The organism is Rhodococcus sp. IEGM 1381, assembly GCF_030056795.1.
GTDB lineage: Bacteria > Actinomycetota > Actinomycetes > Mycobacteriales > Mycobacteriaceae > Rhodococcoides.
In genome coordinates, this window is sequence record NZ_JASHKQ010000014.1 from 18358 (window position 1) to 38029 (window position 19672).

General features: G+C 64.8%; 16 protein-coding genes. 10 read left to right on the top strand and 6 right to left on the bottom strand.

From position 1 onward, the window contains the following. Window positions 1-11: 11 nt before the first annotated feature. Window positions 12-470: a MaoC family dehydratase gene (locus QM797_RS21435; protein WP_283277676.1), complete on the top strand. Its 459-nt coding sequence runs from the start codon at window positions 12-14 to the stop codon at window positions 468-470. Here the strand turns inward: QM797_RS21435 and QM797_RS21440 are convergent. Genes QM797_RS21440 through hemE form a run of 5 tightly spaced genes read right to left on the bottom strand, consistent with a single transcriptional unit; the run spans window position 448 to window position 6592 of the window. Continuing rightward, window positions 448-2769 carry a molybdopterin-dependent oxidoreductase gene (locus QM797_RS21440; protein ID WP_283277677.1) on the bottom strand — a complete coding sequence of 774 codons (2322 nt, stop codon included), beginning with the start codon at window positions 2767-2769 and terminating at the stop codon, window positions 448-450. The two genes, QM797_RS21435 and QM797_RS21440, sit on opposite strands and share 23 nt — an antisense overlap. Continuing rightward, window positions 2766-3470 (bottom strand): HAD family hydrolase, encoded by a 705-nt coding sequence (locus QM797_RS21445; protein ID WP_283277678.1) that lies wholly within the window; start codon window positions 3468-3470, stop codon window positions 2766-2768. Before QM797_RS21445 ends, QM797_RS21440 begins: the two co-directional genes overlap by 4 nt. Next, window positions 3467-4162 (bottom strand): hydrogen peroxide-dependent heme synthase, encoded by a 696-nt coding sequence (gene hemQ, locus QM797_RS21450; RefSeq protein ID WP_283277679.1) that lies wholly within the window; start codon window positions 4160-4162, stop codon window positions 3467-3469. The genes QM797_RS21445 and hemQ overlap by 4 nt, the downstream gene beginning before the upstream one ends. A gap of 4 nt (window positions 4163-4166) precedes the next feature. Next, window positions 4167-5522, bottom strand: a complete 1356-nt coding sequence (locus QM797_RS21455) for a protoporphyrinogen oxidase (protein ID WP_283277681.1) — start codon at window positions 5520-5522, stop codon at window positions 4167-4169. Continuing rightward, window positions 5519-6592, bottom strand: a complete 1074-nt coding sequence (hemE, locus tag QM797_RS21460; protein ID WP_283277683.1) for a uroporphyrinogen decarboxylase — start codon at window positions 6590-6592, stop codon at window positions 5519-5521. Before hemE ends, QM797_RS21455 begins: the two co-directional genes overlap by 4 nt. 125 nt (window positions 6593-6717) lie before the next feature. Here hemE and QM797_RS21465 point away from each other — a divergent pair, with 125 nt between their 5' ends. The 8 genes from QM797_RS21465 to QM797_RS21500 all read left to right on the top strand — a co-directional run bounded on the left by QM797_RS21465 (window position 6718) and on the right by QM797_RS21500 (window position 15744). Further along, window positions 6718-7317, top strand: a complete 600-nt coding sequence (locus QM797_RS21465) for a DUF3000 domain-containing protein (protein ID WP_032377756.1) — start codon at window positions 6718-6720, stop codon at window positions 7315-7317. A 40-nt stretch (window positions 7318-7357) separates the two neighbouring features. Continuing rightward, window positions 7358-8653 (top strand): HRDC domain-containing protein, encoded by a 1296-nt coding sequence (locus QM797_RS21470; RefSeq protein ID WP_283277685.1) that lies wholly within the window; start codon window positions 7358-7360, stop codon window positions 8651-8653. Between the two features lie 72 nt (window positions 8654-8725). Beyond that, a complete protein-coding gene (locus QM797_RS21475; RefSeq protein ID WP_283277686.1) occupies window positions 8726-9952 on the top strand; it encodes a thiolase family protein in 1227 nt (408 codons plus the stop codon). Further along, on the top strand, window positions 9949-12054 hold the full coding sequence (locus tag QM797_RS21480) for a 3-hydroxyacyl-CoA dehydrogenase NAD-binding domain-containing protein (RefSeq protein ID WP_283277688.1): 2106 nt from the start codon (window positions 9949-9951) through the stop codon (window positions 12052-12054). Before QM797_RS21475 ends, QM797_RS21480 begins: the two co-directional genes overlap by 4 nt. A gap of 97 nt (window positions 12055-12151) precedes the next feature. Then, window positions 12152-13012: an RNA polymerase sigma factor SigJ gene (gene sigJ / locus QM797_RS21485; RefSeq protein ID WP_283277689.1), complete on the top strand. Its 861-nt coding sequence runs from the start codon at window positions 12152-12154 to the stop codon at window positions 13010-13012. A 97-nt stretch (window positions 13013-13109) separates the two neighbouring features. After that, the gene (locus QM797_RS21490) at window positions 13110-13856 is read left to right on the top strand and encodes an SDR family oxidoreductase (RefSeq protein ID WP_283277690.1); all 747 of its coding nucleotides are present in this window, start codon (window positions 13110-13112) and stop codon (window positions 13854-13856) included. A gap of 219 nt (window positions 13857-14075) precedes the next feature. After that, the gene (locus QM797_RS21495; protein ID WP_283277691.1) at window positions 14076-15473 is read left to right on the top strand and encodes a sugar porter family MFS transporter; all 1398 of its coding nucleotides are present in this window, start codon (window positions 14076-14078) and stop codon (window positions 15471-15473) included. Window position 15474: 1 nt separating this feature from the next. Further along, complete coding sequence (locus QM797_RS21500) at window positions 15475-15744, top strand: YciI family protein (protein WP_283277692.1); 270 nt, start codon at window positions 15475-15477, stop codon at window positions 15742-15744. Window positions 15745-15758: 14 nt separating this feature from the next. Here QM797_RS21500 and dxs read toward each other — a convergent pair whose 3' ends face one another. Then, window positions 15759-17639, bottom strand: a complete 1881-nt coding sequence (dxs, locus tag QM797_RS21505) for a 1-deoxy-D-xylulose-5-phosphate synthase (protein WP_283277693.1) — start codon at window positions 17637-17639, stop codon at window positions 15759-15761. A gap of 178 nt (window positions 17640-17817) precedes the next feature. Here dxs and glsA point away from each other — a divergent pair, with 178 nt between their 5' ends. After that, the gene (gene glsA, locus QM797_RS21510; protein ID WP_283277694.1) at window positions 17818-19644 is read left to right on the top strand and encodes a glutaminase A; all 1827 of its coding nucleotides are present in this window, start codon (window positions 17818-17820) and stop codon (window positions 19642-19644) included. Window positions 19645-19672: the final 28 nt, after the last annotated feature.

Here is a 19672-nt window from a genome sequence, read left to right on the forward strand (position 1 = left end):
ATACTGTGAGCATGCGCACTTTCACCTCACCAGAGCAGATCAAAGCGGCCGTCGGCGAAGACCTCGGCACCAGTGACTGGCTGCAGATCACCCAGGAACGGGTCAACACCTTCGCAGACGCCACCGGCGATCACCAGTGGATTCACGTGGACGTCGAGCGGGCGAAGAAGGAAAGCCCGTTCGGCGCGCCGATCGCACACGGATTCCTGAGCCTGTCCCTGGTGTCGATGCTCAACTGGCAGATCTACACCATCGAGAACACCAAGCTCGGAATCAACTACGGCTCCAACAAGGTTCGCTTCATCAACCCGGTGAAGGTCGGAGCCCACGTGCGCCTGCATACCACCCTCGTCTCCGTCGAAGAGGTATCCGGCGGAGCACTACAGATGGTGACAGCGGGAACATTGCAGATCGAGGGCGAGGACAAGCCGGCGCTGGTCGCCGAGATCATCTCTCGGGTCGTGTTCTGACCCCTGATCGAACAGGTGGATCGAACGCGGTGATCGGCGGCAGCGGTTCGTCGTAGCGTTCGATCTCCACCAGCACATGCTGTCCGGTGCATCCACGTGACAGCGAGGACGCCCCGTCGTCTGCGGTGAGCACATTCACGCTGCCGTGCTTGCACATCGAACCGGGATCAGCCGGATCGAGCGGGTCGTACCATGCCCCGGTCGACAACTGAACGACCGATTCCAACATTGCGTCGTCGACGACCACACCGGCCAGGCACGAACCGCGGTCGTTGAACACCCGCACGACGTCACCGTCCGCGAATCCCCTGTCCGCGGCCGCGGACGGGTGCACGCGTATCGGCTCGCGGTCCTGAATCTTCGAGTTTCGGCTCACCGCACCGTGATCGAGCTGACTGTGCAGCCTGGTGCGTGGCTGATTGGCAATCAGGTGCAACGGAAACTGCTGAGCGCGTGGCCCGCCCAGCCACTCCTGCGGCTCGAACCACATCGGATGCCCTCGGCAGTCGTCGTAGTCGAAGCCCGCCACCGTGGCCGAGAAGATCTCGATCTTGCCGCTCGGGGTGCGCAGGGCGTTCCCGACGGGATCGGTTCGAAAATCTTGGAGGAACGTCAGATCGTCCTCGGTCTGCATTCGGAACGACCCCTCATGCCGGAAATCATCGTATTCCGGAGTATCGACGCCCCCGGCTCGCAAATATCCGCGCCACTGCCCGTACAGATGCTCGAGCCACTGCTCCGAGGTACGCCCCTCGGTGAACTGCTTCCCCACACCGAGTTTCGTGGCCAGCTCAGCGAAAGTGTCGTAATCGTCACGCGAATCGGCAAATCGCTGGGCGGCCGGCTCCATGGCGACGAGCAACGGATCGTTGCGTGTGCAGCTCAGATCCGATCGTTCCAGTGACGTCGTCGACGGGACGACGATGTCGGCGTGCTTGGCCATCGGTGTCCAGTAGGGATCGTGCACCACGACGGTGTCGGGTCTACCGAGGGCGCGACGAAGCCGTCCGAGATCCTGGTGGTGGTGGAACGGATTGCCGCCGGCCCAGTAGACGACCTTGATGTCCGGATACGTCAATCGCTGACCGTCGTAGTCGAATTCGCCACCGGGATCTAGCAACATGTCCGAGACAGCCGCCACCGGAATCAGATCGGGCACCGGATTGATTCCCTGTGGCAGAGTCGGTAACGGATACGGCACTGGGGCCAGACCGGGCTCGTTCATCGACCCGTACCCGTGGCCGAATCCTGCGCCCGGAACGCCGATCCCACCCAGCATCGCCGCCAGGGTGACGCCCATCCACGGGGCCTGCTCGCCGTGTCGAGTCCGCTGCAGCGACCAGGTGACCGTCACCATCGTGCGTTTCGACGCCATCTCCCGAGCGAGATCCGCAATCAGCGCAGCCTCGACACCGCAGATCGTCGACGCCCACTGCGGGGTCTTGGGTGTGCCGTCCGAGACGCCGAGCAGGTACCGCTCGAACTCCGGATAGCCCTCGCAGTACATGTCGAGAAAGCCTGTGTCGTGCAACTTTTCGTCAGCGAGCACGAATGCGAGAGCCAACATCATCGCGACGTCGCTACCGGGTCGCGGCGCAATCCATCGAGCGTCGCCGTTCATGTCGTTGCGCAGCGGACTGACAGTGACAATCTGTCCGCCGCGGGCACGCATCGCGTCGAGCGAGTCGACCGTCGGATGATCCGACGTACCGCCGTGATTGATGCCGGTGTTCTTCACCGGAACCCCACCGAAGGCCACGAGTAGTTCGGTGTGCGCGGCGATCACGTTCCAGGACGTGGAGCGCGAGAACATCTTCCAATGCGCACCGAGCACGTGCGGCATGATGACGCCGGTCGCACCCAGGGAGTAGCTGTGCACCGATCGGGTGTAGCCGCCGATGCAGTTCAGAAAGCGGTGCACCTGGCTCTGCGCATGATGGAACCGTCCGGCACTTGCCCACCCGTACGAGCCGCCGTAGATGGCGTTGTTGCCGTATGTGCCGACGACTCTGCGCAATTCGTCCGACAGTAGGTCTGTCAGCTCGCCCCAGGAGACCTCGACGAACTCGTCGCTGCCCCGGTCGTCGGTCGGCCCCGGGCCGCGCTCGAGCCAGCCTCTGCGTACCGCAGGTGAGGTAACGCGCGATCGATGAGTCACCGACCCGACGAGGTTGCCCAACACCGGGGAAGGATTGCTGTCCGAGACCTCGGGATGAACAGCGGTGACGTCGCGTCCATCCGACTCGGCACGAAACATGCCCCAGTGGCCCATGTGCTGGACGCCCGCCACTCCGGTCATCGAATTCCGAACGCGCTCAACGCTGTCAGCAGTGCATCGGGACGCTCGGATGTCGGTGCGGGATCGACGAGCGCGAAGCTGCACCCGATCTCCTGCGCCGCACCGTCGGCCTCGGCGCTGTCGCCCACCATCAATGTCGCCGCAGGGTCGACGCCCAAACTCGCCACTGCGTGCCGGAAGATCTCGGGCTGCGGTTTGACATGACCTACCTCGAACGAGAGCACGAACTCGTCGACATACCGGTCGAGACCGCGATCGACGAACGCGGGACGGATGTCGAAGGCGATGTTGCTCAGTACCCCGACCCGAACCGACTCGCGCGCAAGCCTTTTCAGCACCGCCTCGGTGTCCGGATACGGCGTCCAGGAGTCTGCGTCGATCACGCGTCCGTACACCGACTCGGCCTGCTGTGGGTCGCTGACACCGGACTGCGCGAGCACATGCAGATAGGCCTGCCGGTGCAGTGCCGGATCCAGGTCTCGGTTTCGCCATGCATGACGCGTCGCATCGTCGAACTCGACCGTCTCGCCTACCGGCGCGGTCATGCGTCGCATAAGTTCCGCAGCTCCGGCACCGTCGACCGGGGTGCCGTCTGCGTCATGGATCCCGTCGAACCAGGTCGGATCCTCCTCGAGCCGAAACAGCGTGCCCGAGAAGTCGAACAGAACGGCCTCGATCGTCGATGTGCCCGTCGTGGTCACGGCAGCGATTCGACGAGTGCGTCCACCTCGACCCGCGGGCCGGTGAAGAACGGGATCTCCTCACGCACGTGCCGCCGCGCTTCGGTAGCACGAAGATCCCGCATCAGATCGACGATGCGGTCCAATTCGGGAGCTTCGAACGCCAGAATCCACTCGTAGTCGCCCAGTGCGAACGATGGCACGGTGTTCGCGCGAACGTCCTTGTAGTCACGGGCGGCCTTGCCGTGGTCGGCGAGCATCGTGCGGCGCTCGTCGTCGGGCAGCAGATACCAGTCGATCGACCGGACGAACGGGTAGACGCAGATGTACGCGCCCGGATCCTCACCCGCGATGAAGGCCGGGACGTGACTCTTGTTGAACTCCGCCGGGCGGTGCAGTGCGGTGTTGCTCCAGACCGGAGTGCTTGCCTTGCCCAGCGCGGTGGTGCGCCGGAAGTCGGAGTAGGTGGCTTGCAGGTCCTCGATGCGCTCGGCATGAGTCCAGACCATGAAATCGGCGTCGGCGCGCATGCCGGCAATGTCGTACACACCCCGCACTGCGACGCCCTTGTCTTCACGGCCTTCGAAGAAGACTTTCGCCTCCTTGGCTGCTGCGGCCCGATCGTCGCCCAGCACACCGGGCGTGACCTTGTAGACCGAGAACATCAGATAGCGGAGTGTCGAATTGAGCGCTGAGTAATCGAGGCGTGCCATGGCCCTATCGTGCCACTTCGATCAACCGGGCGGCAGCGGTGGTGGCGGACGCAATACATGCGGGTACACCGACGCCGCGCTGCCAGGCTCCGGTGACCTCGAGGCCGGGTAGATCGGCGACGCCGGACTCGACGGCGGCGACGCGATCGAGGTGCCCGGGCGCGTACTGAGGCAAGCCGCCCGGCCAGCGCTGCACTGTCGCGGCCAGCGGTCGCACATCGATGCCGGCTACCGTCCGCAGATCGTTCAACGCGGTCTCGATCGACTCCTCGTCGGATCGGTCCGAGGCCGTGGAGTCGCCGAACCGGCCGAGCGAGGCCCGCAGCAGTACCGCGTCACGATCCCCGAGATGCGGCCACTTACGACTCGACAGCGTGAACGCCTTGACATCCAGGCCCGCGTCCGTCGCCACGAGAATGCCCGAATTCTGCGGCAGGTCGGTCACTTTCGGAAAGGCCAGCGCCACGACGACCGACGACGCCAGCTCGATACTTCGCGCAGCCCGCGACGCCTCGGGTGCCACCGCGGCGACGAGGTGACCGAGGACGGGCGCGGGTACCGCCAAGACCACGCCGTCGACAACGCCCACGCGATCGACGAACCAGCCGTTCGCCTCACGGCGTACCTCGCCGATGCCTGCGTCGACGATCGTTCGGGCGCCGGTCGCGGCGATCAGAGCATCGAGCAACACCGCATAGCCGTCGCGCAGCCCGCCGAACACCGGTCCAGGCGACGGCGCGGGAAGAGCCGCCAGCACTGCCTCGGTCAGGCTCGATGCCCCGCCGTCCAATGCGGCTGCCAACGTCGGAAGTGCAGCCCGGACGCCGATCGAGCTCGCCGAGCCGGAGTACACGCCACCGAGCAACGGGTCGACCGAACGGCTCACGACCTGGGAGCCGAAGCGGCTACCCACGAGATCGGCGACGCTGACGTCCGAGCCCGCAGTCCAGGCGAACGGACGTGCGGTCTCGGTCTCGATCGTGCGCAGCACTTCGCTGTCCACCAGATTCCGCACCGAGTCGGCCGAGGACGGTATGCCCATCAAGGTGCCGAGAGGGAGGGGATGCGTCCGACCGCCGGAGTAGACCAGCGGACGCGCCGACGACGGGTGCACCAGCTGATCCGACAGGCCGAGTTCGGCGAGCAGAGCCGGTACTTCCGGACGACGACCGATGAACGCTTCCGCGCCGACATCGAGCGACTCGGTACCGACCTCGGTGGTCCGCAGGGTGCCACCGAGGCGAGGGGACGCCTCGACGAGAGTGATCTCCGCATCGGGTCCACAGGCCTGCCGGAGGCGATACGCCGCGACCAGGCCGGAGATCCCGCCGCCGACCACGGCGTAGCGCCGCACCGTCACAACGAATGCACCAGCGATACCACCCGGGTCAGAATCTCGGGATCGGTGTCGGGCAACACGCCGTGGCCGAGGTTGAACACATGCCCCCGCGCACCGGCAGCCACCGCGCGGTCGGCTTCGGCGGCGATACGTCGAACTTCGGCCTCGACGGCATCCCAGCCGGCGAACAGCACCGCGGGATCGAGATTTCCCTGCAGCACCTTGCCGCCGCCGACTCGGTGCACGGCGTCGTCGAGCGGAATCCGCCAGTCGACACCGACCACATCGGCACCGGCCTCACCCATGGCACCGAGCAACTCGCCGGTACCGACCCCGAAATGGATCTTGGGAACGCCGGCCGATGACACGGCGTCGAACACTCGCGTCGAATGCGGCAGCACGTACTCGCGGTAGTCGGCCAGCGACAGCGCACCCGCCCACGAGTCGAACACCTGCACCGCGTCCACTCCGGCGGCCAACTGAGCTTGCAAGAAGGTGATCGTCGTGGTCGCCAGTGCGTCGAGCAGGGCATGCCAGGTCGCCGGGTCCGAGCGCATCAGCGCCTTCGTCTTCTCGTGATTGCGACTGGGGCCACCCTCGACCAGGTAGGACGCGAGGGTGAACGGCGCTCCGGCGAAGCCGATGAGCGGCGTGCCCGAGAGCTCTCGGGTGAGGATCCGCACCGCGTCGGCCACCGGCTCGACCTGATCGGCGGTCAATGTGGGCAGCGCTGCCACATCGGCCGCCGAACGCACCGGCTGAGCCACGACCGGACCGGTGCCGGCGACGATGTCGAGATCGATACCGGCAGCCTTGAGCGGAACCACGATGTCCGAGAACAGGATTGCCGCATCCACATCGTGTCGGCGGACCGGTTGCAGCGTGATCTCGGCCACCAGATCCGGCCGGAAGCACGAATCCAGCATGCCGATGCCGGCGCGGATCTTTCGGTATTCGGGGAGCGACCTGCCGGCCTGACGCATGAACCACATCGGCCGACGCGAGGGCGTTTCACCGGCGATCGCGGCCAAGAACGGCGCGTCCGGGAGTTCTCGACGGGCGGGGGCTGTGGTGTGCGCTTCGGCGTTCATCGGGTTCCATGCTGCCACGCGTCAGGAAAGCTTCTGCCATCAAGGGCGACACACCCACTTCGGTTCCATCACGGCTCGGCGCGCCTCCGCCGCCGGACAACGTGACGCGTCTAACGTCCGACCACGTGACCGAACCCGAATCCACCGCCGAACCTGCGCCTTTCCGCGCCGCCATCGACGCGATGCATCGGGCCCAGGTACATCCGGCGATCGAAATCGGTCCGATCCGGCCGCCGCAGCGACTGGCGCCCTACAGCTACGCCATCGGGGCCGAGGTCAAGCACCCGGATTCCGAGCAGGTTGACGAACAGAGCGACGGCGACGCGTTCGGTCGCTTGATTCTGCTGTACGACCCCGACGGGGCAGAAGCCTGGAACGGGACGCTTCGATTGGTCGCCTACATTCAAGCGGACGTCGACGAATCGCTGGCCGACGATCCGCTGCTCCCCGAGGTCGGCTGGAGTTGGCTGGTCGACGCACTGGAGTCCCGGTCGGAGCCGCTCAACGCACTCGGCGGCACCGTCACCTCGACCAGCTCGGTGCGTTACGGCGACATCGCAGGTCCCCCCAAGGCCCATCAACTCGAACTTCGCGCGTCCTGGACTGCGACGTCCGAGGACCTCTCGACGCATGTCGAGGCCTTCTGCGAGGTTCTCGCGTACGCGGCGGGTCTACCGCCCGCGGGCATCACGACCCTCGGTCAACGCAGTTCCAGCCGGACATAGTCTCCGGACCCGCCGACCGTAGGGCTTAGAGTCACTGTCCATGTCAGCCGAGAGTTCCCCCGACACCACGTCGGACGACGCCACGTCGGACGAGCAGGTCAACGAGCCTGTCGCCGTTCCGTTGCTCGCCCCGGCTGACGGCGTGCCCGATGTCGTGGACACACCGGACGCCGTTCTCGCGGCCGCCAAGCTCCTCGCCGCAGGTCACGGGCCTCTCGCGGTCGATGCCGAACGCGCGTCGGGCTTTCGGTACTCCCAGCGCGCCTACCTGCTGCAGTTTCGTCGCCGCGGAGCCGGCACCGTTCTGCTCGATCCGATCCCGGTCACCGGCGATCTAGCTCCACTCGCCGAGGTGATCAACCCCCTCGAATGGGTGCTGCACTCCGCCGATCAGGACCTCCCGGGACTGGCCGAACTCGGCCTGGTCCCCGCCACGCTCTACGACACCGAGCTCGCCGGCCGTCTCGCCGGATTCGAGCGCGTCGGCCTCGGCGCCATCGTCGAACGCACCCTCGGACTCGCGCTGCAGAAGGGACACGGTGCTGCGGACTGGTCCACCCGGCCCCTCCCCGATACCTGGCTCAACTACGCAGCACTCGACGTCGAGGTGCTGCTCGAACTGCGCGACGCAATGGCCGAGGAGCTCGAACGGCAGGGCAAGACGGAATGGGCAGCACAGGAATTCGCCCACATTCTCACTCTCGGGCCGCCCAAACCCAAGACCGACAGATGGCGTCGGACATCGGGCATTCACGCAATCAAATCTCCCCGCACCCTCGCTGCCGTTCGCGAATTGTGGATCGCGCGAGACGAGTTGGCGGCCAAGCGCGATGTGGCACCGAGCCGGGTGTTGCCCGACTCGGCGATCGTGGCGGCGGCGACAGCGGACCCGAAATCCTCGCGCGAGCTCGAGCAACTACCGGTCTTCGGTGGTCCACGTCAGCGCAGATCGTCCCGATTGTGGGCCTCGGCCCTGACTCGTGCGCGGGCGCTCCCGACCTCCGAATTACCCTCGATGGCAGCGTCTTTCGACGGTCCGCCCCCGGTCAATCGGTGGGCCCGCCGCGATCCCGACGCAGCAGCGCGGCTCGCCGACGTACGAGCGGCGATGACCGAGCTGAGCGAATCGGTGTCGGTTCCGGTCGAGAATCTGTTGATGCCGGATCTGCTGCGCCGACTGGTGTGGGATTGGCAGAGTCCGAACGATTCCGATGTGAACCCGGCCGAGCTGATCGACGCCCGTCTGACCGAGGGCGGCGCTCGACCATGGCAGCGCACGCTGGTGGTGCCGGTACTGGCGAAGGCACTGCACCCTTCCCAAGTTACCGACGGGTAATCCCCGCTACAGTAGGGGCGCGTCCGGGCACCCGGGCGAGTCGACCGCATCTTCTCGGGAGGATCGAAAAGCGTGTCTGTACCCGCGTCCACCAGCTCACAAAGGAATGTTGTCTTCGTCGACGGCATCCGTACCCCGTTCGGCAAGGCAGGCCCCAAGGGCATGTACGCCGACACTCGCGCCGACGACCTCGTCGTCAAGGCGATCCGCGAACTTCTCCGTAAGAACCCCAATCTTCCTCCCGAGCGTATCGACGAGGTCGCGATCGCTGCGACCACGCAGACCGGTGACCAGGGGCTCACCATCGGCCGCACGTCCGCCCTGCTGGCCGGGCTCCCCCGCAGCGTCCCCGGATTCGCGATCGACCGCATGTGTGCGGGTGCGATGACCTCGGTGACCACCACCGGATCGGGCATCGGCTTCGGCCAGTACGACGTCGTCATCGCCGGTGGCGTCGAGCACATGGGTCGCCACCCGATGGGTGAGGGCGTCGACCCCAACCCGCGCTTCCTCGCCGACAAGCTGGTCGATCCCAGTGCCCTGGTGATGGGCAACACCGCCGAGAACCTGCACGACCGGTTCCCGAGCATCACCAAGGACCGCACCGACGCCTATGCCGTCGCCAGCCAGAACAAGTACGACACAGCCAAAAAGGCCGGCTACATCGCCGACACCCTCGTGCCCGTCGCCACCAAGTCCGCCGCGGGATGGGGCCTGGCCACCGAAGACGAGCCGCCTCGCCCCGGCACCACCGTCGAAGATCTCGCCAAGCTCAAGACGCCGTTCCGCCCTGCCGGCCGCGTCACCGCAGGAAACGCCGCGGGACTCAACGACGGAGCCACCGCCGCGATCCTCGCCGGCGAGGACACCGCGCACGAACTCGGCCTGAACATCGGCATGCGGATGGTCGGCTTCAGCTTCGCCGGCGTCGACCCGGCCGTCATGGGCATCGGACCGGTCCCCGCCACCGAGAAGCTGCTCGGCCGAACGGGATTGAGCATCGAAGACATCGGCCTGTTCGAGATCAACGAGGCGTTCGCCATCCAGGTACTTGCCTTCCTCGAGCACTACGGCATCGCCGACGACGATCCCCGCGTCAACCAGTGGGGCGGTGCCATCGCGTGTGGCCACCCCCTCGCATCCTCGGGCGTGCGCCTGATGACCCAGCTGAGCCGCCAGTTCGCTCAGCAGCCCGACGTCCGCTACGGCCTGACGACCATGTGCATCGGTCTCGGCATGGGCGGCACCGTCATCTGGGAGAACCCCAACCACGCTGATTACTCGGGAGCAGCCAAATGAGTGACATCACCACTGCCTTCACCGACGAGGTAGTCACGAACGCATTCACCAAGATCATCTCCGTCCCGGGGCTCGACGGCTCCATCGCCTTGGTGACCTTGGACAACGGCTTCGATCACACCAAGCCGTCGACCTTCGGTCCCGGCGGACTGGCCAAGTTCGACGCCGCCCTCGACGAGGCCTTCGCAGCGAAACCGGTGGCCGTCGCCGTCACCGGCAAGCCATTCATCTTCGCAGTAGGTGCCGACCTCAACGGCGTGCCGAACATCAAGACCAAGGACGAGGCGCTGCAGATCGGGCAACTCGGCCACAAGGTGTTCCGACGCCTGCGCGAGTCCACGATTCCGACGTTCGCCTTCATCAACGGTGCCGCACTCGGCGGTGGCCTCGAAGTGGGACTGCACTCGCACTACCGGACCGTCGCGGAGAATGCTGCTGCGCTCGGCCTGCCCGAGGCTTTCCTCGGCCTGGTACCGGGATGGGGCGGAACTCAGTTGCTTCCCAACATCATCGGAGCATCCAATGCCGTGACTGTGGTGATCGAGAACGCACTGAACCAGAACCGCGTCCTCAAGCCGCAGCAGGCACTCGACCTCGGTATCGCCGACGCCCTCTTCGGCGGAGCCGATTTCCTGGAGCAGTCCCTCGCGTGGGCCGCTCAGGTCATCAAGGGCGAGATCACACCTGCCCGTCCAGAGATCGACCGCGGACAGGCCTGGGACGACGCCATCGCACGCGCCAAGGGCATCGTCGCGGGCAAGACCAACAACTTCGCCCCCGGCCCCGTCGCCGCGGTGGAGCTGCTCGAGCTCGCCAAGAACACCGACATCACCGATTCGACCTCGCTCGACAAAGCCTTCGCGGCCGAGGACGAGGCCCTGTCCACGTTGCTGGTCAAGGACGAGCTCCGCGCCGGGCTGTACGCCTTCGATCTGGTGCAGAAGCGCGCAAAGCGTCCCGCCGGTGCACCCGACAAGTCCCTCGCCCGCAAGATCTCCGGTGTCGGCATCGTCGGTGCCGGTTTGATGGCCAGCCAGCTCGCCTTGCTGTTCGTGCGGCAGCTCAAGGTGCCGGTGATCCTCACCGACATCGATCAGGAGCGCATCGACAAGGGTGTCGGCTACGTCCACGGTGAGATCGACAAGCTGCTCGGCAAGAAGCGCCTGTCCCCCGATGCCGCAAATCGGTTGAAGGCGTTGGTTTCCGGCTCGATCGACAAGTCCGCTTTCGCGAACACCGACTTCGTCATCGAGGCAGTCTTCGAAAACCTCGACGTCAAGAAGAAGGTGTTCGCCGAGGTCGAGGAGTTCGTCTCTGCCGAAACGATTCTCGCGACCAACACCTCTTCGTTGTCGATCACGAAGATGGCGGCCGATCTGAAGCACCCCGAGCGGGTCGTCGGCTTCCACTTCTTCAACCCCGTGGCCGTTCTTCCGCTGCTCGAGGTCGTCAAGGGCGAGAAGACCGACGATGCCACTCTCGCAACGGCATTCGCGACGGCCAAGACACTGAAGAAGTCGGCCGTATTGTCGGCTGATCTCCCCGGATTCGTCTTCAACCGTCTCGTCACCCGCGCGTCCAACGAGATCATCAGCGCCATCGACGAAGGCACGCCGTTCGACGTCGCCGACGGCGCTGTGGGCGAACTCGGCATGCCGATGAGTCCGCTGACCCTGCTGGCCCTCGTCGGTCCGGCGGTGGCACTGCACACCGCGGAAACTCTCGGCGAGGCATACCCGGAGCGGTTCAAGGACTCCCCCGGATTCCGTGCACTCGTCGAGGCGAAGAAGCCGGGCGTATGGACCTACGGGCCCGAGGGCCAGGTCGTAGATCCCGAGGTGGCTGCACTGTGGCCACAGGGAGATTCGCCGTCCACTGCCGAGCAGGTGCTCGAGCGCACCCGCAACGCAATCGCCGACGAGATCAAGATCATGCTCGACGAAGGCGTTGTCGCGGCGGCCGAGGACATCGACCTCTGCCTGCTTCTCGGCGGCGGCTTCGGATTCTGGAACGGCGGCATCACCCCGTACCTGGACCGTAGCGGTGCATCCGAGGCCGCAACCGGTCAGCGGTTCCTCGCTCCGGGCGTAGCCAGCGTCTAGCACCGCCCGCCGAGTTCGAGGTTATGGACGGATTTCTCCGGATTTCCCACCGTAACCTCGAACTCGGTTTTTTCGCGTCGGGATAGGGTCTGTCCCGATGAACAACGAACGCGGTCGGCTGATCGGCATCGGCTATCGAATGCTCGGTTCCTACAGCGACGCCGAAGACGCTGCGTCCGAGGCTCTGGTTCGGTGGTACCGACTCACCGATGTCGAACGCGACGCCATCGACGTTCCCGCCGCGTGGCTCACCCGCGTCGTCGGCCGGATCTGTCTCGACATGCTCGGCTCGGCCCGCGTTCGCCGTGAGAACTACGTCGGTCAATGGTTGCCGGAACCCGTCTGCGGCCTGCACTCGGTGGATTCGACGGCCGCCGACCCGGCCGACCAAGTCGCACAACAGGATTCGGTGACTCTCGCCTTACTCGTCGTTCTCGAATCGCTCGGTCCTGCGCAGCGAGTCGCATTCGTGCTGCACGATGCATTCGCCGTTCCGTTCGACGACATCGCGGCCGTACTCGACCGCTCCCCTGCTGCATGCCGCCAACTCGCGTCAGCCGCCCGAAAACACGTGCACAGCCGCCACCTCACCTCTGCCGACCCTATCGAGCACGATCGCGTCGTCCGCGCCTTCGCGAGGGCCTCGAGAGACGGTGACCTTGCAACGCTCGTCTCGTTGCTCGACCCTGATGTCACCCTGATCAGCGACGGAGGCGGGCAAGTCTCGGCGGCCCGCAATCCTGTTGTGGGCTCCGACCGAGTCGCTCGTTTCGTCCGCGGCATCACCGCCAAGTCCACCGACCTGGCGTGGTCCATCGAGGCCGTCAACGGCCTGTCCGGCATCGTGATCCGACGGGGCGGCGGCGTGTTCGGCGTCATCGGGTTCGACACCACGGACGGGGTGGTGGCCGACATTTGGATCGTTCTCAATCCGGACAAACTCCGACACTGGCCCTGACACCCGCTCATACATTGTTGTCGGCTACATCGTCAGAGAATCGAGACCCCCAACTCGTCGGGTCCGACCCTCGTACGAAGAACAGGTGGAAGTCGCAATGAAGTTGGCCGTAGCCGGTGGAACAGGAACCGTCGGAACGCATGTCGTCGAGGTAGCTCGGGAACGCGGACACGATGTGGTCGTGCTGTCGCGATCGGCGGGCATAAATCTCGTGAGCGGCTCTGGACTGTCGGGCGCGTTGTCCGGCATCGAGGCGGTGATCGACGTCGCGTCGACGCGGACGATCTCGGCAAAAGAATCGACGGCGTTCTTCGCCGCCGTCACCCGCAACTTACTGACGGCCGAGACCGAGGCCGGTGTCGGTCATCACGTGGCGCTGTCCATCGTGGGAATCGACCAGGCCCCGCATGCGTATTACGCCGGAAAGGTGGAGCAGGAAAGGATTGTTCGCGCCGGAACCGTGCCGTGGACGATTCTTCGAGCCACTCAGTTCCACGAATTCGCCGGCCAGATCCGTGCACAGATGTCGCACGGTCCGGTGAGCATCATCCCGAAGATGGTCTCGCAACCTGTCGCCGCACGCGAGGTTGGCGAACGACTGATCGACCTGGCGGAGCAGTCTCCGGCCGGCCGAGTCGCAGACCTCGGTGGACCACGTGAAGAACGCATGGCCGAGATGGTGCGGCGCTACGCACGGGCTATCGGTGCCCGAGGCCTGGTGCTCGAGATTCCGATTCCCGGCGCATACGGTCGCGCGATGCGAGACGGAACGCTGGTCACCACAAAGGATTCGGATCACGGTCGACGGACCTTCGATCAATGGTTGGCCGCACAAGCACAATGATCGTGCCGCCGAACTCGACGTTATGGACGACATTCGGTGAAATACCGTTCATAACGTCGAGTTCGACCAGCGGAATATCGGACAATTCGCCCTTCGCATGAGCCGAAACCGACCGGAGTCGAAATGGAAGCCCATTCCGCTCCCATGTCTCAGGCGCGAGGACGATGATGGCGAACGACCACCATGGACGCTGGTTCACCTCGAAAGCTGGGTCACGCGATGACGCAATCAACCGATCGGTACACCGCCAAAGTTATCGGAGTCACCATTGCCGCTGCAGTCGGCGGCTTCCTGTTCGGGTTCGACTCGTCTGTTGTCAACGGCGCGGTCGATTCCATCCAGGAAAACTTCGCTTTGTCGTCGTTCGTCACCGGCTTCGCGGTGGCAATCGCGCTTCTCGGCTGTGCGGTCGGTGCTTGGTTCGCCGGCCGGCTCGCCGACAGCTGGGGCCGCAAGAAGGTGATGCTGCTCGGTTCTGCACTGTTCACCATCTCGTCCGTGGGCTCCGGGTTCGCCTTCAGCGTCCCGGATCTGATGCTCTGGCGAGTGCTCGGCGGACTGGGCATCGGAATCGCGTCGGTGATCGCACCCGCCTACATCTCGGAAATCGCGCCTGCTCGTTATCGCGGCGGATTGGCGTCGTTGCAACAGCTGGCGATCACCGTCGGCATCTTCGCCGCTCTCCTCTCGGACGCGGTACTGCAGAACGCGGCCGGCGGGCCATCGAACGATCTGTGGTTCGGTCTCGAAGCCTGGCGATGGATGTTCCTCGTCGGCGTGGCACCCGCTCTCGTCTACGGCTTTCTCGCCACACTGATTCCGGAGTCACCGAGATACCTCGTCGGCAAACACCCCGACGAGGAAGCGGCTCGCATTCTCGGTGAGATCTCCGGAGAAGTGAACCCGAACGAGCGAGTCAAGGAAATCCGGCTGACCTTGCGCCGGGAGTCCACGTCGTCGTTCGGCGACATTCGCGGACCCAAATTCGGTTTGCAACCCATTGTCTGGGTCGGCATCACGATGGCGATCCTGCAACAGCTCGTCGGAATCAATGCCATCTTTTATTATTCGACGACTCTGTGGAAGTCCGTGGGGTTCAGCGAGAATCAGTCGTTCGTCACGTCGGTCATCACTTCGGTCATCAACGTCTCGATGACGTTCGTCGCCATCTTGTTCGTCGATCGCTTCGGACGTCGAAATCTGCTCATGATCGGCTCGATCGGAATGTTCGTCGGCCTGGTACTCGCGGCCGTCTCGTTCACTCAGGCAGTGGGCAGCGGCGACCAACTGGAGTTGCCGTCACCATGGGGTCCCGTCGCGCTGGTGGGTGCAAACCTGTTCGTCGTCTTCTTTGCCGCTACCTGGGGACCGATCATGTGGGTGATGCTCGGAGAAATGTTCCCCAACCGAATGCGTGCCGTCGCACTCGGCATCAGTACCGCGGCGAATTGGGTTGCCAACTTCGCCATCACCCTTGCATTCCCGCCACTATCCGACACCATAGGGCTCGGATTCATCTATTCGTTCTTCGCGTTCTTTGCAATCCTGTCGTTCTTCTTCGTCAAGTACAAGATCAGGGAGACCAAGGGTATGGAGCTCGAGGACATGGTGATCTGACATGCCGATGTTCGTCGTCGAGTACGCGTACTCACCCGAAACATCCTCAGGCCGTGACGATCACCGGACCGACCATCGCGCGTGGCTGCGCGAACTCGAGCGCCGCAAGATCCTCCGGTCATCGAGCCCGCTGGCCGACCACACCGGCGCGACCATGATCGTCGAAGGCGTGGACAAGGAAAGTGTGGAACGCATGTTCGCACACGACCCATTCGCAACGGCCCATCTGATCGACCAGGTTCGGGTCAGCGAGTGGGCGACGGGCGCATAGCCCGTCGCCGGCGATCAGAGACTCTTCACCCAGTCCGAGACACGCTGCACGACGTCCTCGCAGGTGAGACCGAGTTCGTGGTGTAGCTGCTCGCGCGATGCGTGGTCCAGGAAACGTTGTGGCACACCGAGATCCCGACAGGGGGTGTCGACGCCCGCTCCTCGCAGCGCCGCAGAAAGAGCCGAGCCGATCCCGCCGTGCAGACCGCTGTCCTCGATGGTGACGACCATTCGATAGTCCTCGGCCAGCTTCAGCAACGATTGCGGAATGGGCAGAACCCAGCGCGGATCGACGACGGCCGCCGAGATCCCGGCATCGTGGAGTTTCTTCGCCGCGTCGAGCGCAAGTGAACCGAATACACCGACCGCAACGATCAGCACGTCCCCCGTCGCATCGGAGGGCTCGGTCAACACATCTACGATGCCGTCCAGCCTGCGCACGGCCGACACGGTCTCGGTGACTGCACCCTTCGGGAAGCGCAGCGCAGTGGGTCCGTCGGATGTCGAGATCGCCTCGGCCAGCTCTTCCCGCAAAGTCTCGGCATCTCGCGGTGCTGCAACTTTCATGCCGGGGACGATGCCGAGCAGAGACATGTCCCACATGCCGTTGTGGCTGGCACCGTCGGCACCGGTGACGCCCGCGCGGTCCAGCACCACGGTGACCGGTAGTCCGAGCAAGGCCACGTCCATCAGCAGCTGATCGAACGCACGATTGAGGAAGGTCGAGTAGATGGCAACCACCGGATGCATCCCACCGAGTGCGAGCCCGGCAGCCGATGTCATCGCATGTTGCTCGGCGATGCCGACGTCGAACAGTCGGTCCGGGAACCGAAGACCGAAAGCGGCGAGGCCCGTGGGCGCGGCCATCGCAGCGGTGATCGCGACGACATCCTCGTTCCGCTCGCCCTGTTCTATCAGTGCCGCCGAAAACACCGAGGTCCAGTCCGGTGCCGATTTCGATCGAGCGAGTCCAGTCGCCGGATCGATGACTCCGGTGGCGTGCATCTGGTCGGCGACGTCGTTCTCGGCATGGACGTAGCCCATGCCCTTGCGCGTCACTGCGTGAACGATGACCGGACCGCCGTAAGCCTTGGCTCGGCGCAGTGCCGACTCCATCGCGTGCTGATCGTGGCCGTCGACAGGCCCCAGATATTTGATGCCGAGATCGGTGAACATCACTTGTGGACTGATGGCGTCTTTCACGCCTGCCTTCATGCCGTGGAGCATCCGGTAGGCGGTGGGCCCGACGACGGGGATCTTGCGCACGATGCGGCGCCCGTTGTCCAGGATCTTCTCGTACTCGGGCTGGAGTCGCAGGGCTGCCAGATGATCGGCCAAACCGCCGATGGTCGGAGCGTACGAGCGCCCGTTGTCGTTGACGACGATGACCAAGGATCGGTTGCGCCCTGCCGCGATGTTGTTCAGCGCTTCCCAGCACATGCCGCCGGTGAGCGCACCGTCACCGACGACGGCGACGACGTGCCGATCGGTCTCGCCCTTGAGCGCGAATGCCTTGGCCAAGCCGTCGGCGTAGGACAACGAGGCCGACGCGTGCGAAGACTCCACCCAATCGTGTTCGCTCTCGGTCCGGGACGGATAGCCCGAGAGGCCGCCCTGCTTGCGCAACGTGTCGAACATTCCGGTGCGACCGGTCAGCATCTTGTGGACGTAGGCCTGGTGGCCGGTATCGAAGATGACGGGATCGCGCGGCGAGTCGAAGATCCGGTGGATCGCCAACGTCAGCTCCACCACGCCCAGATTGGGCCCGAGGTGGCCACCCGTGGCGGACACCTTCTCGACGAGGAATGCACGGATCTCGCGAGCCAGCTCGGCCAGCTCGGTGCTACCGAGGTCACGCAAGTCCTCGGGCGTCTGAATTCGCGCTAGGACACCCAACGAGATCGCTCCCTCCGGCCGAAAAACACACTGGACAATTCAGTCTACGGAGTTGTTGTCCCCGCGCTGCTCCGCCCAGCGTGGTGTCGGTGACACTACCGTCGAACACCGAGATGCCCCAGATCAGCCGCCCCTAACCTCGAGGGTGACCGACAGGACACCACATACAGTGACGACCATGAGCAACGTCGTCGATGCCATCCTGTGCCGGGTTCACGAACTGTGCCGAGACGACACGACCGGGCAGGTGGCGGACTACATTCCAGAGCTTGCCGCTGTCACGCCGGACGGCTTCGGAATAGCGCTGACTACCACCGACGGTTACGTCTACGAGGTCGGCGACACTCGACTACCCTTCACGATCCAATCGATCTCCAAGCCGTTCACCTACGCGCTGGCTCTGGCCGATCGCGGACTCGATGCCGTGGCGAACAAGATCGATATCGAGCCGTCCGGCGAGCCGTTCAACGAGATCAGCCTCGACCCCGTCACCGAGCGACCGCGCAACCCGATGATCAACGCGGGTGCGATCACGTCGGCATCTCTCATCGCCGGAAGTACTCCGCAGGATCGGTTCGAGCGAATTCGGGCCTCCTACTCACGCTATGCAGGGAGATCTTTGACCTTCAACGATGCCGTCTACCGTTCGGAGGCGCGCACCGGCAACCGGAACCGTGCGATCGGATACATGCTCCGCTCGTTCGACATCATCGAACACGGCCCGGACGCCGCCGTCGATCTGTACTTTCGTCAGTGCTCGATAAATGTCACCGCGGCGGACCTTGCGATGATGGCGGCAACCATGGCCAACAACGGTGTCAATCCGCGCACCCGAGAACGGGCCCTGGCACCTGCTCTGGTCGAACGGGTGTTGTCGGTCATGACCACGTGCGGGATGTACGACGGCGCAGGCGATTGGGTTGCGCAGGTGGGAATGCCGGCCAAGAGCGGAGTCGGTGGCGGGATTCTCGCGGTACTGCCGGGACAGATGGGGATCGCCGTCTACTCGCCGCGGCTCGACTCCCATGGAAACAGCGTGCGCGGGGTCGCCGCCTGCCGAGAACTCTCGAGCCGGCTCGAACTGCACTTCCTGCACGTCACACGAGCGGCGAAGTCCTCGATCCGGCGTCGATACGTGCTCACCGAGGCACCGTCACGCAAAAGGCGCTCCGACGTCGAACAGGCCACCCTGGCCGCGGTGGGAGACCGCGCCCGGGTGTACGAATTGCACGGCGACCTGCTGTTCTCCGGCGCCGAGACCGCAGTCCGTGAGATCGGAAATCTGGATCGAGAGCTCGACGCACTCGTCATCGACGTCCGCGGCGTCGACGAGGTCAGTGCCATCGCTCGCAGCATGTTCGAGGATCTTCGCCGGGATCTGGCCGAACACGGCTGTGTGGTGTGTCTGGTGGATCCGCGAACGATCATGGGACACACTGCGTCCAGTCTCGACCCGGCCGATCCGGCGGGTCGGGTCTATTCGAGCCTGGGGTCGGCCATCCAGTGGGCCGAGAACCTTCTGCTCGATCGACATTGCGCAGGTCTTCGACAGCCCACCGAGATCACACCAGCCGAGCATCCGTTGCTCGAAGGACTGTCGGCCGCCCAGTACGAGGCGGTGAGTCCCTATCTCGAGAAGCGGCACTATGCGCGCGGAGACATCATCGTGCATCACGGTGCCGCGGCCGCAGGCCTGTTTCTGATGCTGCGCGGAGAGGTGACGTCGACCACCGTGTCGGCCGATGGTGGCACGCATCGGATCACGACTCTGTCGCCCGGGATGAGCTTCGGCGAGATGCCGCTGTTGATGGCAGTGCCGTTTCTGCTCGACATGGTGGCAGACACACCGGTCGACCTCGTGGTGGTGTCGGTACCGCACTTCGAGGCGCTGACTCAGGACGCGCCCGAGGTCAAGCTTGCTCTCCTGGAGAATCTGGCCACCGGTGCGTACGGCCAGATGGCCGCGGTGATCAGAACGCTCGGGCGGTTCGACATCGGTATCTGACACCGAAGGTCGAACCGCCCGAGGCGAA

Excerpts from the sequence above, each read along its gene's own strand:
- QM797_RS21500 (WP_283277692.1), top strand. The coding sequence starts at position 15,475 with ATGCCGATGTTCGTCGTCGAGTACGCGTACTCACCCGAAACATCCTCA.
- glsA (WP_283277694.1), top strand. The coding sequence starts at position 17,818 with ATGAGCAACGTCGTCGATGCCATCCTGTGCCGGGTTCACGAACTGTGC.
- QM797_RS21495 (WP_283277691.1), top strand. The coding sequence starts at position 14,076 with ATGACGCAATCAACCGATCGGTACACCGCCAAAGTTATCGGAGTCACC.
- QM797_RS21480 (WP_283277688.1), top strand. The coding sequence starts at position 9,949 with ATGAGTGACATCACCACTGCCTTCACCGACGAGGTAGTCACGAACGCA.
- QM797_RS21490 (WP_283277690.1), top strand. The coding sequence starts at position 13,110 with ATGAAGTTGGCCGTAGCCGGTGGAACAGGAACCGTCGGAACGCATGTC.
- QM797_RS21435 (WP_283277676.1), top strand. The coding sequence starts at position 12 with ATGCGCACTTTCACCTCACCAGAGCAGATCAAAGCGGCCGTCGGCGAA.
- QM797_RS21440 (WP_283277677.1), bottom strand. The coding sequence starts at position 2,769 with ATGACCGGAGTGGCGGGCGTCCAGCACATGGGCCACTGGGGCATGTTT.
- sigJ (WP_283277689.1), top strand. The coding sequence starts at position 12,152 with ATGAACAACGAACGCGGTCGGCTGATCGGCATCGGCTATCGAATGCTC.
- hemE (WP_283277683.1), bottom strand. The coding sequence starts at position 6,592 with ATGAACGCCGAAGCGCACACCACAGCCCCCGCCCGTCGAGAACTCCCG.
- QM797_RS21470 (WP_283277685.1), top strand. The coding sequence starts at position 7,358 with ATGTCAGCCGAGAGTTCCCCCGACACCACGTCGGACGACGCCACGTCG.
- hemQ (WP_283277679.1), bottom strand. The coding sequence starts at position 4,162 with ATGGCACGCCTCGATTACTCAGCGCTCAATTCGACACTCCGCTATCTG.